The following is a 17,744-nucleotide window of genomic DNA, read 5'->3' on the forward strand; positions in this document are numbered from 1 at the left end:
CCATACAATTTTAATCACTTTGTACTTCGTAACATATTTTTCCTTTGCGAAACTTTGTTATCCCTTACTTAAAAAGCTATAAAACGTCAACAATGTTTGTATAGACCCACACGAGTTTCGTTTGATACTCTATTACTAGAAAGAAATTCTTAACAGAAAGGTGAGTGATCGTTATGAATTCACTTTCTAATAAAGAAGCTGATAAAGGAGCTATTGTCAGTATTATCGCCTACATATTTTTATCATCACTGAAAATCATAATAAGCTATATTGCTCTTTCCAGTGCATTACGTGCAGACGGTTTAAATAATTTAACGGATATTGGTGCTTCTTTAGCTGTATTAATCGGTTTGAAAATTTCTCGAAAACCTCGTGATCCTGACCATCCATATGGTCATTCACGCGCAGAGCAAATTGCTTCACTTGTTGCTTCCTTTATTATGGCAACGGTCGGCTTGGAAGTTATTGTGAGTGCGATCCAATCATTTTTTAATCCGCAAAAAAACACACCAAGTATGCTTGCAGCCTGGGTTGCTTTATTTTGCGCTGTCGTCATGTACATCGTGTACAAATATAACAATAAAATTGCACAGCGTACAAAAAGCAAAGCACTAGAAGCCGCAGCGAAAGATAATTTATCTGATGCTCTCGTTAGTATCGGTACGGTTATCGGTATTGTCGCTTCTCAGTTCCGCATGCCTATTCTTGATCCAATTGCGGCCCTAGTCGTTGGTTTTATCATTTGCAAAACTGCATGGGACATCTTTGTAGAAGCTTCTCATATGTTAACTGATGGCATTGATCCAGATAAAATGGAGGAATATTCACAAGCTGTCAAACTTGTTTCCGGGGTGGAACATATTGTTGATATTCGTGCACGTATGTATGGAAACCAAACGTATGTAGATATTACAATTGAAGTAGATGCTCACATGGACGTGAGTAAAAGCCATCATATTACTGATAAAATTGAAGAAATGTTAGAACAAAAATATGGGATTTTACATACCCATATTCATGTTGAACCTATGCAAAAAGAACCTATGATGACATAGGTTCTTTTTTGATGAATGCTTCATGGAACATAATACATAAAACAAGCCAACTTCCACCCGCTGCCCAGCCCGCTAATATATCAGATGGATAATGAACTCCAAGATATACACGGCTAACGGAAATAGAAAATATAACGAAACATGTAATAAAAATAATCAACAGCTTTCTATGCAGTGTAATGCGATGCTCTGTGATTGTTACATAAGCGATAAATCCTAAAAATGCTGTAGCATTCATCGTATGTCCGCTTGGAAAGCTATAACCTGTAGCTGTGACAAGCTGCGACACATCTGGTCTTGGACGTTCGTACCATAATTTAAAAAGGTTGTTTAAGTAGCGAGATCCATAATAATTAATGATTAAAAGTAACGCACCTAACAACTTTTTTCGAATGAGAAAGTACATTGCAACTATAATTAGTAGTGGAAAATATATTTTTTTTGAACCAATATAAGACATCCATGTAAAATAAGCTGTCAAATACTCGTTCCGAAAACTTTGAATAAACCCGGAAATAACATCATCAAATCTCTCTACACAAGTGGTATGATACGAAAGTGATAATCCGACAAAACAAATGAGTAACGTACTTAACAAGTATACATGCCGAGATCGTTTCACATACATAACCTCACTATATAAAAATAAAAAAGAAATGGAGCGGTTGTTTTAGTTTTCCTCTCCATTTCTTTTTTATGCATGATTTATTAAGAAATATAATTGTTAATTTTTTGCTGCATACCAGGAATATCTTCAAGCGTTACAGTAAAGCGAACAACTCTTTCATCTAAGTCTAATGCTTCTGAAAATAACCCTGCTAATCCGCGAGCTTTTCTGTCTACTTCCATAACGATATCCAATCGATCATACGCACGTGGTAAAATCAATAATTCTAATTCATCTAATTTCCCATAATGTTGCCCTGAAACCGGCACAAACTCAAATTCTTGCGCGAATGGAATATTCGTACGTAAATAGCGTGGTAACTCTTCGCACTCTGCTTGACGAAGTCTAAATCCTAATTGTTTTACACTATCTAAAACACTGTTTAATAATGCATTCGGCAACACTTGAATGTAATCACGATCACTCGGATCAATACTTCGCTTAATATCCAAACCTGTATGAACCCAAACATTTTTCATTCCAAATGTAAGTGGCGCTTCAATTGGCATTGGGAATGAAAATGGAATTTCTACTTTTTCATTTGGAGGTATCGTAATAGGATCCGTTAAACGTACTCGCTCTAAATCAAATGTAGCGCTTACTTTTTTATCATCCATTTCTCGTACATACGACGTTGTTAACGTTAAGTAAATGCTTTCAACTTGTTGCTCAACTGATCCGCCTGTAATATGAACCACACCTACAATTTCTTCTCCTACTACATACTCTTCTTTCTCAAGAACTGTATCGACTTTCGCACTTCCTATTCCAACGCTTGCTAAAAACTTTTGAAACATATATCCCCCATCCTTTCTAGTGTATGCTGGACATCTTTTCTAATATCTTGTACGCCTTCATAATATGGCGTCTTCATCCGTAACATTCGCATAATAATATCACGGTTTTCTTTCGCTAACTGTAATTCTTCATGCCATGGTCTTTCTTCTTGTACAGTAGACTCATAGCCAGAATACAATAAAAACAATACAAAATGGCCTAGTGCATAAAAATCACTGCGATAGTGGACCTCCCGCATACATGCTTGTTCTCCTTCATAGGTCGATGCTCGTTCATCGATTTCTCCTATAAATCTAGCTAACCCAAAATCAATTATGCTAATTTGGCCATCTTTCATTAAAATGTTGGGAGTTCGTAAGTCTCGATGAACAATACCTTTACTATGAAAATAAGAAACAAGCTCAAGTACCTTATATAAAATTTGAAAAACTTCACCCTCTTCATATACATGTCCATCTTTGAAAATAAAGTCTTCAAAATTCTTCCCCGGCATGTATTCCATTACAAAAAACGGCTGTTTTTTCCATATAAAACTATCATATAACATTGGTATTGCCGGATGATCTAGCTGTTTTAAAATTACTTGCTCCTGTGCAAATGATTTTCTACCTGACATATACCTTTGCTTACTCTGTCTTAATTGTTTCAAAACCTTTTTTTCTTTCGTTTTCAAATCATAAACGATATATGTAAAGCCATAGCTGCCCATTCCAATTACTGATTCAATTTTATAACGCTGCGTAACAATGGTATCATTGCGCAGCGGCTTATCGAACCAAGCAAGTACATTACGCCATTTCATCAACTACTTGAGAAAAAACTATGACTTTTACGTTTTCTTTTATAGTGCTGATGTCCATAACCATGAGAATTTCTTCTCTTGTTATAATCGCTACTTGAATAAGAGCGACCTCTATGACGATAATCACTACTTGAGTAGGAACGATATCTATTTTTCTTTCCTAGTAAAGAATCAATAATTTTTTTGAACATCCCTTCACCTCTTATTTGAAATTTCTTTTTATTATACCAATAATCATCCTTTATGTTTGTGACAAGTTTGTAAAGAAAGCATCTTAAAGTGTAAAAAACGACGAGTAGATCCCGCCGTTACTTTCAACCTTCCTCTTCATCAAATACTTCATCAATCATACATTTTTCTAATAAGTACTCAAATGTAATATCAGCAAGATCTTCAATCTCTTCTCGCTTAGGGACATACCCTCTCTCAATTAGTTGCTCATAAAAAAACTCCGCAATTTCTTCCGTATCAATTACGACTTCAATTTCCTTCATGAGCATCACTCCTTTATTTCTGTTTTATGAAGAAATTTCAAAATTATGTATACAAGATAATAAAAATAGATTTTCTTTTCCATATCATGCTTGTCTGTCATATCACTTCGGTTCCTAGCATACGATTGTAGTACAAGCTATTTGAAGGGGGAAATAAAAAATGGACTACCAATATGAAGTAGAGCAAAGAAAAGAAGAGTTCGTGCATGAAGATAAGTGGGCAGACTCTGTCATTAAAGGGCTTATTATTTTTTTAACAATTGTAGGTATACCTTACACTGCATATATTTTCATTCAGTTCCTTCTTAATTTCTAACTATTTTTTCTCTGTTAATTTAACTAAATAATTATGAACGACATCCATAACAATTTTATATTCTTCATCTTGAAATGTTTCATATAGTAATTGATAGTCATTATAGATATCTAACAATCCATCAATAATCTCTTGTCTACTTGTTTTAATACTCACTTTTTTCGTATTGTTAATCGACTTCAATTTCCCTAAATCTAATTTATTCATCCCTGCTTTATCTTGTTTTAGTTTTTTCAAGATTGCATTAGCAGTTTGCGCATTTGCAAGCAAAGTTAAATCTGATTCATCAGCCTCTAACCATTCACCATCTGTAATTCTCGATAATTCATATATTGTATCTTCCCAAGCATCATTTTTATACCGCCACACCTCTGTGCGAAACCCAACAATCCGAAAGACATCTTTATCATATCCCGTAACTTGCACTAGGTCACCGAATGTAAAATGATAACGCAATTCAATCCATTCTGTTTCACCTTTTTTCATTTCTTGTTCCGTGACATGTTGAAGTGTTTGTTCCACATAAAATCCATCATGATTATTAACTTCATATACATAAACACCATCTAATATTTTCATATTTGTAATTTTACCAACAGTTCCATATAGCGTAATCACGACTATATCTCCCACATTATATTTAGGTTGTTTTTTTCGTGCCATCTCTATCTCTCCTTTTTAAAGTCGTGATTTTGATAACAGTATATGCAAACGAGGAAAAAACGCTTACCACATAAGCTTATATTCAAAAATTTTTCCAATAAAAAATACATCACTTTCTATAAAGTGATGTACCAATATCGATATATTTTGTTTGATTACTATCTTTCCTGTATGTATAACCCCCACGCCTCATCAAAAATAGACATGCTGTCTAGTAATCCACTTAATTCTAAATACGAGCTAATTTCATCGTAATCTTCTGATTGCTTCGGAAAACTTAAATCATCATACATAGCTTCAGCTAAATTCGATACTTCATTATTAATTAAAGACGCACGGTGCTTCATCATATAGTGATAAAATGACTTTTTCAAACATATTCCCTACCTTTCTAACTTGGGTACATTATACAAGGGAGAATAGAAAAAAACCAGCATAATCGCTGGTTTTTTGGTTAAAAGTCAAAATAATTTCTCTTTAGTAAACGTGGACGTTCCATTAGTTCTTCATATGTTAATTGTTTCGGTAAATCTTTTGTATAAATTAAAAACAATTGATCTTCTATTTCTTTTACAACATGATCAGATTGATAATCCATTCCACATGATGAACATGAAATACATGGTGTCTTTTGAATTTCAATGGCTTTTGTACCATCTGGCAATTCCCAATATACAGTATTCAGACTTTCTTTCGCTTCTGTACTGTCGCACCACATACAATTCATACTGCGTCACCCTCAGCTTTTTTATTCTCTTCTAATTTCGCCATTTGCGCTTGATATTTTTTATCTTTTAACTGATCACGCTTATCACGCTTATCTTTTAAAGAAGCATGTTCGTCACTTGTTTCATAATCTTTACGGCGATTCATGCGCTGCAAGTCATCTGGAACAAGATTGAATTTCTTATCACTCATCAATCCAGCTACACCAATATCTGAACGTTTCTCTTCATATGTTGGATAAATCTCTTTAAAGTAACCTTCCGCTCTTCCTGGTACATAATTTTCTGGTTCTGGATATGTTGTAATAACTCCTTCAAAGTTACGGAGTACAACTTTATCTGCACTTTGTGAAATTAAATAGTTTGGCTGAAGGGCAATTTTCCCGCCTCCACCTGGAGCATCAACAACGAACGTCGGAACCGCGTAACCAGAAGTATGACCACGTAACCCCTCAATAATTTCTAATCCTTTGGAAACTGGAGCACGGAAGTGACCGATACCTTCTGATAAATCACATTGATAAATATAATACGGACGAACACGAATTTTTACTAAGTCATGCATTAGCTTTTTCATAATTGGTACACTGTCGTTAATTCCAGCTAAAATAACTGCTTGGTTCCCTATTGGAACACCTGCATTTGCAAGCATTTCACATGCTAGTTTTGACTCTTCTGTAATTTCAATTGAAGTATTAAAATGTGTATTTAACCATACTGGGTGATATTTTTTAATAATATTACATAAATTTTCTGTAATACGTTGTGGGAATACAACTGGTGCTCTCGTTCCGATACGGATAATTTCCACATGCGGAATTGCTCGTAAGTTCTTTAATACGTACTCTAAAATTTTATCATTAATAAGAAGACCATCACCGCCAGAAATTAATACATCACGTACTTGTGGCGTTTGACTAATATATGCAATCGCATCATCTAGTTGTTTTTTCGGAACACCCATTCCAATTTGTCCACTAAAACGACGACGTGTACAGTAACGACAATACATAGAACATTGATTTGTTACTAGAAATAAAACACGATCTGGATAACGATGTGTTAAACCTGGAACTGGTGAATCTTCATCTTCATGAAGTGGATCTTCTAAATCATATTTTGTTTTATATAATTCTTCCGAAATCGGTACAGATTGCATCCGAATCGGACAGCGTGGATCATCAGGATTCATAAGAGAAGCATAGTACGGTGTAATATTTAACGGAATCGTTTTTGTTGAAATTTTAACACCTTCTTCTTCTTCTGGTGTTAAATTGATTACTTTCTTTAAATCATCTAATGTTTTAATCGTATTTGTTAATTGCCAAACCCAATCATTCCATTGCTCTTCTGTAACATCTTTCCATAACTCGATATCTTTCCAGTGACGATTTGGTTTGTATACATCATGTAACATTGCTATTCCCCCTTTTTTTACGCTCACCATTTATATAAGCAATTTTTATGCCAATTCTAAATTTTCAATAAATTTAAACGAGAAATCCCCTATTATATTAAGGAAAAATATTTTTTCTAAATTTTAAATGGCGCTCTTTTCAATATAATATTCATTACTTTCTGTATATGTAAACGCTCTTTTATTGGTGCAAACACACAAAAACCGCCGATTATTCGGCGGTTTTATCATATTTATTTAATTTATACTGCAATGTTTGTCTTGGAATACCTAGTAATTTAGCAGCTTGCAAAATATTCCCTTCTGTTTCTGTTAGCGCTTGATCAATCAATTCTTTTTCTGTTTGATAAAGCGCCTCACGTAATGGAAGGATACTTTTCTTCTTTTTCTTTGCAGCTACCTCTTTTCGAAATGTTCGTGGTAAACAACTAACCGTTAATGAACCTCCTTCTGCAATAATTACAGCGTGTTCAATCGTATGCTTCAACTCTCTTACATTTCCAGGCCAATGGTATGCTAGTAATCTTTCTTTCGTCTCATTATCAATATGAAGTACCTCTTTTTTATATTCTTTATTATAATCGTGTAAAAAATACGACGCTAACAATAATACGTCTTCTTTTCGTTCACGAAGCGGTGGAATATATAGCGAAAATACATTTAAGCGATAATATAAATCCGTTCGAATTTTATTTTCACGTAAACATATCTCTGGAGGTTGATTCATCGCCGTAATGACGCGTACATTAACTTTTCTCGTCTTACTATCACCGATGCGCCGAATCACTCCATCTTCTAACGCTCGAAGCATCTTTGCTTGTAAATCAAGGGGCATCGAATTTAATTCATCTAAAAACAAAGTTCCCTCATCTGCAAGTTCAAATAACCCCGCACGTTCAATCGCACCTGTATAACTACCTTTTGTTGTTCCAAATAATAAACTTTCTAAAAGCGATTCTGGAAGAGCTGCACAGTTTTGAGCAATAAACGGTTTATTTTTACGTTTTGAAGCTTCATGAATCGCCTGTACGAATAATTCTTTTCCTGTCCCTGTCTCCCCATAAATCAAAACATTTGCATCTGTTGGGGCAACCTTTTGCGCTAAATCTTTTGTTTGTTTAAAGCGAAAATCTTCTGTCACGATTGTATTAAAAGCAACGTGCTTCTTTGTTACCTTTTTCTTAGAAGAACGTTTCATTTTCGATTGTAAATCGACAATCGTATCTGTTAGTTTTTGAACTGTCGAGTAATCTTTTGCAATCTCAACAGCGCCTGCAATTTTATCCTCTATAAAAATAGGTAATGTCGTATTTACAGTACATATATCTTCACCATTTAAATTTTGATACCGCTGCACTTGATGTAAAATCGGCTTTTTTGTATCTAAAACTTTCATAAGTGTACTCGTTTCTCTTGATAAGGACGGAAATGCTTCTAATAAGTGCTTTCCTAATACATTCTCAATCTTTGACCCATCATGTTTTGCAGCAACTGTATTATAAAAAATTGTAATACCATCCTCATCCACTGCATGAATCGCTTCATCAATACTGCTCAAAATCGCCTCAATGACTTCTTGTGTCGAAACTGCTAGCATTGTCATCCCCCCTTTTGCCAAAAATTCAGCAAATTATATGCCGAATTTTCGGCATCCCTGCGTGCGATTATAAGCATTGTGATTCTGTTCTATTTTTCTATTTATTTCATATCATTACTTTCTCGCCAACAAGTAATAAAGTACAACTTTAATCAGTGGGGACTCCATCTCCACTGATTATTAGCCCACAACAATCAAGTATTCTAAACTTTCAAGTGAAGATCTTACTACCTATTCATGCGGGATAAATCTTTCACCCATACATTCATATCTTCTAATTTATCAAAAATGTAGCAATTGTTTGCTAACCTTCCTGTGTACGTATATCCTAGCTGATGAAAAGCTGCATTCATGCCAAACGAAAGTGAACGAGCAATTGTGTAAGAACAAAAAATTGCTCTCTCTTGTAGTTCTTCTTCTAACTTAATAAGTAAACTTTTCATAAATCCGTGTTTTCGATATTCAGGTAACGTTGCACAATTCGTTAATTCTGCATTACCCTCTTTTACATTCATTTCTGCTGAAGCAGTGCTAATAATACGCCCTTCTGATTCATACACATAATAAATTGTATCTTCTTTCATCGTCTGAGCAACATAGTCTGCTTCATTTAACGGCGTCGGATAAATTTCAAACACTTTTCCGAACACACTTGCTAGTTCTTCTGCGTCTGCTTCTGTCGCTTTTCGCAATACAAATTTCTCAGGAACTTGCTTCTCCTTCACTTCCTTTTCTCTCACACCATCTATAATGCGGTCCTCATCAATCCACTGGACACTATTTCGTCTTTCATCATCACGATATTTTACAAAAAAGTAGGCATCATGCCCTTGAAAATAATGCGGAATCGTCGCTTCTAATAAAAAGCCAAAAGAGAGCCACGTCGAAACATGCTCTCCCTTTCCTTTTATAATGCATTTAGTGAAAGAATGCTTCTCTGCTAACTCTTCTATTTTTTGCGTAAGGCTTTCTACATTTCCTGTATAATGATCTACTCGAATACGTTTATTAAAATAATCCAGCACCCCTTCTACAGTATAGTAGTTTGTCTGTTCTCTGAATGATTCATAATATTTCATCTTTTCACCTCACACCAGTCTAGTAATGTACATGCAATAATTTTTGCTGCGGCAATCATTTTATCCACTTCAATATATTCATTTGGATAGTGTGCTACTTTTGTCTCACCTGGTCCGAATACAATAGTTGGGATTTCTGCGATTTGTGTGAACAAACCACCATCTGTCCCCCATGGTGATGCTTCAATAATTGGGCTTCTTCCTTCAATTTGAACAAAATTATCTTGAAGCGTTGTAATAAGTTCATGCTCCTCATCCAATTCACCTGGGACCCATCTTGCTCCAAACCATTCTACTTCTACTGGATATTCTTCGAACCAAGGATTTACATTCTTTAATTGCCCTATCCAATTTTCAAACTCTTCTTTTACCGCCTCCATAGTTTCATTCGGCGCAACTCCGCATCTTCCTTCTAAAATCAATGCATCTGGTACAGAACTTGGCCAGCTACCACCTTCAATTTTCCCAACATTGATTGGAACAGGGATTGGAATTTCTTTATATAACGGGTCTGTAATTCTTTCATTCCTTTTCTGTTCTAATTGTCTCAAATGCTCAATGACAAACATGCTTTTTTCAATCGCACTAACTCCTTCATAACGAGTCCCGCCATGGGCTGCCTTTCCTTTTACATGTAGACGAAACCACATAGAACCTTGTTGCTTCGGAAAGAATTTCATATTTGTAGGTTCTGGAATAATAACCCCATCTGCCTTATACCCTCGTAAAATTGCTGCTAAAGTACCCGCTCCGCCGCTCTCTTCTTCTATTACGCTTTGAAAATAAACATCTCCTTTTAACTCAATACCCAGTTCTACAATTGCTTCCATTGCCAACATAAGAGCCACATTTCCGCCCTTCATATCCGTTGTTCCACGACCATATATGCGGTTGCCTACTTTTTCACCACTATATGGATGGTGTTCCCACTGATTCACGTCACCTTCTGGTACAACATCAATATGTCCATTTAAAATCATTGATTTTCCGTCGCCGCTTCCTTTTAACGTCGCAACGATATTTGGGCTATCTGAAAAATTCATTCTTGGAGAAACAAAATACGGATGATCTTTCATTTTTGTAAAAGAAGGCTCCCAAATATCGAGATCTAAACCTAATTCACGTAGTTTTTCAATGACAATTGCTTGCGCGCCGCTCTCGTCTCCAGATACACTTTTTTCTTGAATTAATCGTTTTAGAAACTTTACACTTTCCCCTTCATGACTTTCAATATAATCACATACTTGTTTTTTTAATTGCTCCATATTTGTTAGCTCCTCTCATTCAATCACAAGTAAATTAGAACTCACATGAAAAGATGCCTCAGTATTTTGTTTTACATCCTCTACTGTATAAGGACTCATTAACTCTTGCAGTACTAACCCTTCAGAAGTAACTTCCATTACAGCCATATCTGTAATAATTAAATCCACGCACCTTTTCGACGTTAATGGAAGCGTGCATTCTGAAACAACTTTTGCATTTCCATACTTATCAACGTGATTCATCACAACAACAACCCGCTTTGCTTTTTGCGCTAAATCCATCGCTCCGCCAATACCAGGAACACGTTTCCCCGGAACAATCCAATTTGCTAAATCACCGTTTTCACTCACTTGCAGTGAACCAAGTATTGTTACATCAAGCAACCCTTTTCGAATCATGCCAAATGCTGTACAGCTATCAAAATAACTTGCTCCGGTAATGAGTGAAGTCGGTAACCCAGCCGCATTACACAAGTTTTCATCTTCATTTCCTTTACTTGGCGTCGGTCCCATTCCAACAATACCATTTTCCGCCTGGAACATAACATGTATATCCTCTGGCAAATGGTTAGGTACAAGAGAAGGGATACCAATTCCTAAATTCACAATCATTCCATTTTGAATCTCTTTCGCAGCCCGTCTTGCAATCTTATCTCTCACTTCTACTCCCATACCCATTTCCAATTCACTCCTTCCGACGGCACGATATAATCTACAAAAACCCCTGGAACAATAATTTCTTCAGGATCTAAACTTCCAAGTGGTACGATTTCTTCAGCCTCAACAATTGTAATATTTCCAGCCATCGCCACAAGTGGATTCATATTACGGGCGCTTTTATCAAACACAAGATTTCCAAACGGATCCGCCTTTTTCGCATATACAATCGATACTTCTGCAGTTAAAGCCGTTTCCACTAAATATGTTTTTCCGTTCATTTCAATTGTTCGCTTTCCTTCCTCCACAATTGTATCTACGCCGACATCGACAAGAACTCCGCCAAGCCCAACACCACCAGCGCGCATCCTTTCTGCTAGCGTCCCTTGAGGTGAAAACTCAATCTGTAATCGTCCTTCATTTAACTGTCTGCCTGCATTTGGGTTTGAACCAATATGTGAAGTAATTAGTGATTTCACCCGTTCTTTCGTTACAAGGCGGCCGATTCCTACATCTGGAAACCCTGTATCATTTCCGATTAAATGTAAATTGGTAATTCCTTTTTCTACAATCGCCTGTATTAATGAAGGAGGAGAGCCAATCCCACCAAATCCTCCAAACATTAACGTCATATCATCATGAAATAACGACATAACATCGTCAATTTCTTTTAATTTTCCAAATGTATTTGTAATGGTTGTCATACGACACTGTGCCCTCCTTTTTGCATCATCTCTTCCACACTTTTCGCAAAAATCTCAAGTAATTCATCCAACTCGGAATATGTAGTTGTCATCGGCGGTGCAACAAGCAGCGCACTATCCTCTTTTCCCGCCTGCCCTGATACAGCTTGATATAAAAGAAGTCCGTTTTTCGCCGCGACTGAAATGAGTTCAGACGCCTTTGTAAACGATTGCAATTCTACACCAATCAAGAATCCTTTTCCGCGCACATCAGCAATAATTGTCGATTGTTGTTGAATTTTTTGTAATCCTTTTATTAAATACTCCCCTTTTTCCGCTGTTTTCTCAGGTAAGTTATGTTTCTCCATATATTCAATAACCGCTAACGCTGTCGCCGCTGACAATGGATTTGCGCTCAGCGTATGCCCGCTCATAACGGAACGCGATCCTCGTAAAATCGGCTCCATCACACGATCACTCACAACAGCTGCGGCCATCGGTGTATAACCAGCACCTAATCCCTTTCCTAGCGTCATGATGTCCGGCTCCACACCCCAGTGCTCCATCGCAAACCAAGCACCAGTACGTCCAAGACCTGTCATAACTTCATCCGCAATAAATAAAATATCATAATGACTGCAAATATCTTTAATCACTTTATAATATTCTTTCGGTGGTACAATCGCACCGCCTGCCGCACCAATAATCGGTTCCGCTATAAAAGCTGCAATATGTTCTGCACCAATCCGTTCAATTGCACGTTCTAGCTCAGTCGCACAAGAAAGCTGACACGTTGGATATACCTTCTGCACTGGGCAACGGAAACAATACGGCGCAGGTACAGTTGGATAATCTTCTAAAATCGATACAAATCGCTGACGGCGAAGTGGATGCCCTGACATTGATAAAGCCCCCATTGTAATACCGTGATAACTCATCCAGCGTGACAAAATTTTATGTTTCCCTTGAATACCGCGCTCTTGAAAATGCTGAATCGCAATTTTCATCGCCGTTTCATTCGCTTCCGTACCACTGTTCACGAAAAAACTCCAGTTCAAATCTCCTACACTTAAATCACTTAACTTCTTTGCTAATTTCTCAGCTGGCTCACTCGTAAACTGTGAGCGATACACAAAAGCAATCTCCTCTGCCTGCTTTTTAATCACTTCCGCAATCTCTACTACGCCATGTCCGATACCTGCCGTAATCGCTCCTGACGAACCATCAAAATATTTATTACCATTTTGATCATACAAATACACACCTTTTCCATGTGAAATCATTGGATACGGCTGACCAACAAGTGGCTTAATTAAGTAATCGCGCATAGCGCTCCCCCATTTCTCCAATTTGTATATATATATGAAGAAAATTGACGTTTCTTTCATAAAAAAGAATCCTCTGCAGGCGCAGTGAATTTATCAAAAAACTATTATAAAATATACAAATGAGTGCTAAAAACTAAAATAAAAAATGAAAATTCAGATATATAACGAAAGGCTTAACCCTTTCCCCCTCTAAAAGGATCCTCCCCTCTATAAAAAAATAAACCTAAAAAACATACTAACTCATTATTTTCTTACCATACTATCAGCTTTACGTAATTGCTGACATTGTGTAAACTTCGACGAAACTCCCGTCAATTTCCTTCCTATTTATTTGGTTTGCTTGTCATACTTTCCGACAAAATTAGACAAAATCTAAAAAAAGAACCCTCCTATGATTGAGTGATCATAGGAGGGTCCATTTTCCTATCCCTGTTTTCTTACTAAATTTCCCTTTCATTGACGGATAGGCTCAATTTTGTTTATCATTTGACTACATACTATAATGAAAGGGATTGAGTCACCTTGCCAACACAAGTTTTTCACATAACTGTTACTGTGCCAATATTTGAACCGTTACTCAATAATAATTACATCATTCAAAATGAGGAAAACTATAATTTTGATACACATAAACGATTTTCAACTTATATAAAACATTCTCATCCATATTTATGTATGCTTGTAAAAGACGATTGTAATAATTGGTTTTACTTTACATCATTCACTGTTAGTACACTTTCGGAAGCCAAACTCGCGAGACAAACATTCATTCCTGAATATATGAAACATTCCCACGTAACATCTCCATTACAGCAAAGGTTGCAGCAAGAAAATTTTAAATCGCTTGAAAATGGCTTTGATAAAGCATTCGCTCATACTGCAATCTACGTTGATGATTTACAAAGTATTTCTTCATTAGAGCAAGCAAGGATTGCGTTTGTCGATGGTGCAGATGATCCGCAAATTGCAGCAACATTGCATTATATAAGAAATACATATAATAGCTTAGAAACACGTTTTATTGCTGGTGCCGAAACTCATTCATTCGCAACGGTAACAGAGAACAAATACTATTACGAAAATATTCATATTCCAGTTGTCTCAACATTGTATTTACAATATTTTATTTATTATGTAATTCATGATATTGTCCCCTCTAAACAAATGATGCCAAGATTATTAGCGAATTTATGGCGTTCTCAGCAAGCACTTCGCAACGATTGGAATCCTAGCCTCATTCAAACAATGAACATAACATAGCTTACAAACTCCTTTAGCATCATAAAGGAGTTTTTTCTTTCTCGTCCCCTTTCTTATTAACTAGTCCAAGCACTGCTTTCTCCACCAACTCAAACAACGACAACTCTGGTTTTACCTTCAAGCTTTCCAACATCGGGGTAATGTGTGCTAATGGGGATTTTCCATCACATAACATAATGCTTCAAATTGATTTTTTGTAAAATCTTCAAACCATGGCCACTTATCCCTTCATGGCGGAATTAAAATAGTTCTTCTAACTTTTTATCGTAGAAGAACTATTTTAATGTGAGGCAACATTGCCGCATCTATTTTGTAACGTGGGCTGCCATGTCGTATATTTCAGTTAATGCAACAATTAAAATACCAACCGTATTCTCCAATAAAATCTTTTTCCTTCTATTATATATAGTTTATCCCACTGCAATAGGTTCACTTTTTCTATTGTATGGTAAGCGTAAGCCCTCGTATTTCAATTGATGTTTTAGATAAGAATTCGTTTATTTCTGCCTCTATCTATTTCTTGCAACTGGGATGCTTCTTTATATCGGCAAATAAGTGCAGACATTGATGTACTTCGCTCGTAACATCCTTTTCCATCACCACTGCATTCCTCTTCATGATATATTATTTATATATCATGTTATCATTACTAGTTGTTATGAAGTATACAATTACAACTTTTTCTTCTTAAATGAATTTTTCTGTTTTTTCCAAAAATATCATTTATACTTTAACAAACTTCTTCTGCACTAACGAATAGCCAAAAATGAAGCCTAATTCATATAAAAAGGAGTGTTCCGATGATTCAACAATTAAAAACATATTATGGGAAAGATATAAAGATCAATGAAGTCGTGTTATCTGAAGATTATAACTGGTTTTTAGTTGAAGGAAACAAAGTGGGAATTCGAAAATCTCGCTTACATCAAAGGGAACGGCAATTACTTTCATCCATCTTAACGCCCATTCATACCGATACATTTTATGAAACGGAAAAAGAAAAATTGTGGTATGAAGCATTATATAAAAATAAAAACATGTCTATCGTGTCGATTCGTTTTTTACACTTCTTCACAACGCAACCGATAGTTGAGCGAGAAGAATTTCAAGATGCTTTACAGTCTATGTTTTCTTTCACCACTACAACAATATGGGAAACTTCACAAACTGGCGTTCTCATCTTAGAAGAAAATATATCGGAATATACATTACAAACAGCCCTTGATACATTAGAAACAGATTTTTTTATATCTCTAACCTTTTTTATTGGAAAGCACTACATGCAAACAGATGAAATTGCTCAACTGTATCAATGGGAGCGAAAATTATTTTCTTTCCTTTCTCCCTATTTATTCAAAAAAATTATACACATTGAACAACTACTTCCTTATCAATTAATAATCTCATTACCGAAAGAAGAAAGAGAGAAGTACACGAATCAATTATTAGCACATATTTCAAATGACAAAGAATTAATAGACAGTGTGAAAGTATTCTTCCAATGCAATTTAAATGTCTCACTTGCAGCAAAACAATTATATTTACATCGTAATACTTTGCAATATCGAATTGACAAGTTTATTGAAAAAACGGGAATTAATATAAAAACATTTGAAGGCGCTGTAACAGTTTACATGGCATTCCTTTCTTTAGACATCTCGTAAACTTGCATAAAAACCTCTCATTTTTTTGTGCAACCTGCCAATTTACCTGCGCCCTAAAAAAACTTATAATTCAATTAATTCAAAAAAAAAGGAGTGAGTAATCTTGGCAGAACTTGTATTAGATCATATTTTTAAAGTTTATGATAATAAAACGACTGCTGTTTCTGATTTTAATTTACATATTGAAGATAAGGAGTTTATCGTCTTTGTTGGTCCTTCTGGCTGCGGGAAATCAACGACTCTCCGTATGATTGCAGGTCTAGAAGATATTTCTGATGGCTCATTTTATATTGATGGAGAACGTATGAATGATGTTGCTCCAAAAGATCGTGACATTGCGATGGTATTTCAAAATTACGCACTATATCCACATATGTCTGTTTATGATAATATGGCGTTTGGTTTAAAACTACGCAAACTTCCAAAAGAGGAAATTAATCGCCGCGTAACAGAGGCTGCAAAAATTTTAGGACTTGAAGATTACTTAAAACGAAAACCAAAGGCATTATCAGGTGGACAACGCCAACGTGTTGCGCTAGGAAGAGCTATCGTTCGTGACGCAAAAGTGTTTTTAATGGACGAGCCTCTATCCAATTTAGACGCAAAATTGCGCGTAAGTATGCGTTCTGAAATTTCTAAACTTCATCGCCGTTTAAACACGACCACTATATATGTGACACATGATCAAACAGAGGCAATGACAATGGCTTCTCGCCTTGTTGTTATGAAAGATGGGCTTATCCAGCAAGTTGGTACTCCAAAAGAAGTATATGATGCTCCTGAAAACATTTTTGTTGGTGGGTTCATTGGTTCTCCAGCTATGAATTTCTTTACTGGAACATTAAAAGATGAATATTTTCACATCGAAGATATTCATTTTAAAGTACCAGATGGTCAACTAAAAACATTAAAGAAACAAGGATATAATGGAAAAGAAATTATACTCGGTATTCGTCCTGAAGACATTCATGATGAACCAATTGTTCTTCAATCTTCTCCTGAATCAACCGTCGAAATTACAGTTGAAGTCGCTGAATTATTAGGTGCTGAAACGATGATTCATGGAAAACTTGCGAGTCAAAACTTTGTTGCACGAATCAACGCTCGTTCAGAAATTAAAGCGAGCGATAAACTTCCGCTAGCTTTTAGTTTAGCGAAAGCCCACTTTTTCGATATCAGTACAGAACAGCGTATACACAATTAATAGACATATTTGATGAAAGTATAAACCATTTTTCTTCCTGCCCTTTCTGTACCATTTACTTAAGAAAAGC

Annotated in this window: 20 protein-coding genes; 5 read left to right on the forward strand and 15 right to left on the reverse strand. The window is 35.8% G+C overall.

The annotated features are described in order from the left end of the window. The first annotated feature begins 173 nt into the window (after positions 1-173). Positions 174-1,055, forward strand: a complete 882-nt coding sequence (locus tag CN373_RS07770) for a cation diffusion facilitator family transporter (RefSeq protein ID WP_001087272.1) — start codon at positions 174-176, stop codon at positions 1,053-1,055. Here the strand turns inward: CN373_RS07770 and CN373_RS07775 are convergent. The 5 genes from CN373_RS07775 to CN373_RS07795 form a co-directional block, all read right to left on the reverse strand. Then, complete coding sequence (locus tag CN373_RS07775) at positions 1,042-1,677, reverse strand: phosphatase PAP2 family protein (protein ID WP_111901922.1); 636 nt, start codon at positions 1,675-1,677, stop codon at positions 1,042-1,044. The genes CN373_RS07770 and CN373_RS07775 overlap by 14 nt on opposite strands. An 86-nt stretch (positions 1,678-1,763) precedes the next feature. Further along, positions 1,764-2,519: a sporulation protein gene (locus CN373_RS07780; RefSeq protein ID WP_098359038.1), complete on the reverse strand. Its 756-nt coding sequence runs from the start codon at positions 2,517-2,519 to the stop codon at positions 1,764-1,766. Continuing rightward, entirely contained in the window at positions 2,501-3,322 is an 822-nt protein-coding gene (locus tag CN373_RS07785; protein ID WP_000872026.1) for a serine/threonine protein kinase, read from the reverse strand. The genes CN373_RS07780 and CN373_RS07785 overlap by 19 nt, the downstream gene beginning before the upstream one ends. Continuing rightward, complete coding sequence (locus tag CN373_RS07790) at positions 3,322-3,513, reverse strand: hypothetical protein (protein ID WP_033664089.1); 192 nt, start codon at positions 3,511-3,513, stop codon at positions 3,322-3,324. The genes CN373_RS07785 and CN373_RS07790 overlap by 1 nt, the downstream gene beginning before the upstream one ends. Positions 3,514-3,636: 123 nt before the next feature. Then, positions 3,637-3,816, reverse strand: coding sequence for a YozD family protein (locus CN373_RS07795; protein WP_018782183.1), 180 nt, complete (start codon positions 3,814-3,816; stop codon positions 3,637-3,639). 160 nt (positions 3,817-3,976) lie between these two features. Here CN373_RS07795 and CN373_RS07800 point away from each other — a divergent pair, with 160 nt between their 5' ends. Continuing rightward, positions 3,977-4,132 (forward strand): DUF3930 family protein, encoded by a 156-nt coding sequence (locus CN373_RS07800; protein WP_000386451.1) that lies wholly within the window; start codon positions 3,977-3,979, stop codon positions 4,130-4,132. Here the strand turns inward: CN373_RS07800 and CN373_RS07805 are convergent, their stop codons facing one another. The 10 genes from CN373_RS07805 to CN373_RS07850 form a co-directional block, all read right to left on the reverse strand. Further along, positions 4,133-4,795: a hypothetical protein gene (locus tag CN373_RS07805; RefSeq protein WP_000101492.1), complete on the reverse strand. Its 663-nt coding sequence runs from the start codon at positions 4,793-4,795 to the stop codon at positions 4,133-4,135. It abuts the gene before it with no gap. A 158-nt stretch (positions 4,796-4,953) separates the two neighbouring features. Continuing rightward, on the reverse strand, positions 4,954-5,169 hold the full coding sequence (locus tag CN373_RS07810) for a YozE family protein (protein WP_098359039.1): 216 nt from the start codon (positions 5,167-5,169) through the stop codon (positions 4,954-4,956). Between the two features lie 80 nt (positions 5,170-5,249). Then, the gene (locus CN373_RS07815) at positions 5,250-5,522 is read right to left on the reverse strand and encodes a YokU family protein (RefSeq protein ID WP_000995767.1); all 273 of its coding nucleotides are present in this window, start codon (positions 5,520-5,522) and stop codon (positions 5,250-5,252) included. Further along, complete coding sequence (ablA, locus tag CN373_RS07820; protein ID WP_000902140.1) at positions 5,519-6,937, reverse strand: lysine 2,3-aminomutase; 1,419 nt, start codon at positions 6,935-6,937, stop codon at positions 5,519-5,521. Before ablA ends, CN373_RS07815 begins: the two co-directional genes overlap by 4 nt. 211 nt (positions 6,938-7,148) lie before the next feature. Beyond that, on the reverse strand, positions 7,149-8,540 hold the full coding sequence (locus CN373_RS07825) for a sigma-54 interaction domain-containing protein (RefSeq protein WP_079999494.1): 1,392 nt from the start codon (positions 8,538-8,540) through the stop codon (positions 7,149-7,151). Positions 8,541-8,761: 221 nt separating this feature from the next. Beyond that, positions 8,762-9,613: a putative beta-lysine N-acetyltransferase gene (gene ablB, locus CN373_RS07830; protein WP_000878625.1), complete on the reverse strand. Its 852-nt coding sequence runs from the start codon at positions 9,611-9,613 to the stop codon at positions 8,762-8,764. Beyond that, positions 9,610-10,878 (reverse strand): peptidase, encoded by a 1,269-nt coding sequence (locus CN373_RS07835; RefSeq protein ID WP_000436707.1) that lies wholly within the window; start codon positions 10,876-10,878, stop codon positions 9,610-9,612. Before CN373_RS07835 ends, ablB begins: the two co-directional genes overlap by 4 nt. Positions 10,879-10,893: 15 nt before the next feature. Next, positions 10,894-11,556, reverse strand: a complete 663-nt coding sequence (locus tag CN373_RS07840; RefSeq protein ID WP_000525289.1) for a CoA transferase subunit B — start codon at positions 11,554-11,556, stop codon at positions 10,894-10,896. Continuing rightward, entirely contained in the window at positions 11,541-12,239 is a 699-nt protein-coding gene (locus CN373_RS07845) for a CoA transferase subunit A (RefSeq protein ID WP_000208099.1), read from the reverse strand. Before CN373_RS07845 ends, CN373_RS07840 begins: the two co-directional genes overlap by 16 nt. After that, positions 12,236-13,546, reverse strand: a complete 1,311-nt coding sequence (locus tag CN373_RS07850) for an aspartate aminotransferase family protein (protein WP_098359040.1) — start codon at positions 13,544-13,546, stop codon at positions 12,236-12,238. Before CN373_RS07850 ends, CN373_RS07845 begins: the two co-directional genes overlap by 4 nt. 522 nt (positions 13,547-14,068) lie before the next feature. Between CN373_RS07850 and CN373_RS07855 the strand changes: the two genes are divergently transcribed. From CN373_RS07855 to CN373_RS07865, 3 genes are all read left to right on the forward strand, one after another. Beyond that, positions 14,069-14,806 carry a hypothetical protein gene (locus tag CN373_RS07855; protein ID WP_098359041.1) on the forward strand — a complete coding sequence of 246 codons (738 nt, stop codon included), beginning with the start codon at positions 14,069-14,071 and terminating at the stop codon, positions 14,804-14,806. Between the two features lie 800 nt (positions 14,807-15,606). After that, positions 15,607-16,470, forward strand: a complete 864-nt coding sequence (locus CN373_RS07860) for a PucR family transcriptional regulator (protein ID WP_000615943.1) — start codon at positions 15,607-15,609, stop codon at positions 16,468-16,470. A gap of 103 nt (positions 16,471-16,573) precedes the next feature. Continuing rightward, a complete protein-coding gene (locus CN373_RS07865) occupies positions 16,574-17,674 on the forward strand; it encodes an ABC transporter ATP-binding protein (RefSeq protein WP_098359042.1) in 1,101 nt (366 codons plus the stop codon). Positions 17,675-17,744 lie beyond the last annotated feature (70 nt).

This window comes from Bacillus cereus (genome assembly GCF_002561295.1).
In the GTDB taxonomy this organism is placed as follows: Bacteria; Bacillota; Bacilli; order Bacillales; family Bacillaceae_G; genus Bacillus_A; species Bacillus_A cereus_S.

Coding starts and splice junctions, on each gene's coding strand:
- CN373_RS07770 (WP_001087272.1), top strand. CDS start 174: ATGAATTCACTTTCTAATAAAGAAGCTGATAAAGGAGCTATTGTCAGT.
- CN373_RS07780 (WP_098359038.1), bottom strand. CDS start 2,519: ATGTTTCAAAAGTTTTTAGCAAGCGTTGGAATAGGAAGTGCGAAAGTC.
- CN373_RS07785 (WP_000872026.1), bottom strand. CDS start 3,322: ATGAAATGGCGTAATGTACTTGCTTGGTTCGATAAGCCGCTGCGCAAT.
- CN373_RS07790 (WP_033664089.1), bottom strand. CDS start 3,513: ATGTTCAAAAAAATTATTGATTCTTTACTAGGAAAGAAAAATAGATAT.
- CN373_RS07795 (WP_018782183.1), bottom strand. CDS start 3,816: ATGAAGGAAATTGAAGTCGTAATTGATACGGAAGAAATTGCGGAGTTT.
- CN373_RS07800 (WP_000386451.1), top strand. CDS start 3,977: ATGGACTACCAATATGAAGTAGAGCAAAGAAAAGAAGAGTTCGTGCAT.
- CN373_RS07805 (WP_000101492.1), bottom strand. CDS start 4,795: ATGGCACGAAAAAAACAACCTAAATATAATGTGGGAGATATAGTCGTG.
- CN373_RS07815 (WP_000995767.1), bottom strand. CDS start 5,522: ATGAATTGTATGTGGTGCGACAGTACAGAAGCGAAAGAAAGTCTGAAT.
- ablA (WP_000902140.1), bottom strand. CDS start 6,937: ATGTTACATGATGTATACAAACCAAATCGTCACTGGAAAGATATCGAG.
- CN373_RS07825 (WP_079999494.1), bottom strand. CDS start 8,540: ATGACAATGCTAGCAGTTTCGACACAAGAAGTCATTGAGGCGATTTTG.
- ablB (WP_000878625.1), bottom strand. CDS start 9,613: ATGAAATATTATGAATCATTCAGAGAACAGACAAACTACTATACTGTA.
- CN373_RS07835 (WP_000436707.1), bottom strand. CDS start 10,878: ATGGAGCAATTAAAAAAACAAGTATGTGATTATATTGAAAGTCATGAA.
- CN373_RS07840 (WP_000525289.1), bottom strand. CDS start 11,556: ATGGGTATGGGAGTAGAAGTGAGAGATAAGATTGCAAGACGGGCTGCG.
- CN373_RS07845 (WP_000208099.1), bottom strand. CDS start 12,239: ATGACAACCATTACAAATACATTTGGAAAATTAAAAGAAATTGACGAT.
- CN373_RS07850 (WP_098359040.1), bottom strand. CDS start 13,546: ATGCGCGATTACTTAATTAAGCCACTTGTTGGTCAGCCGTATCCAATG.
- CN373_RS07860 (WP_000615943.1), top strand. CDS start 15,607: ATGATTCAACAATTAAAAACATATTATGGGAAAGATATAAAGATCAAT.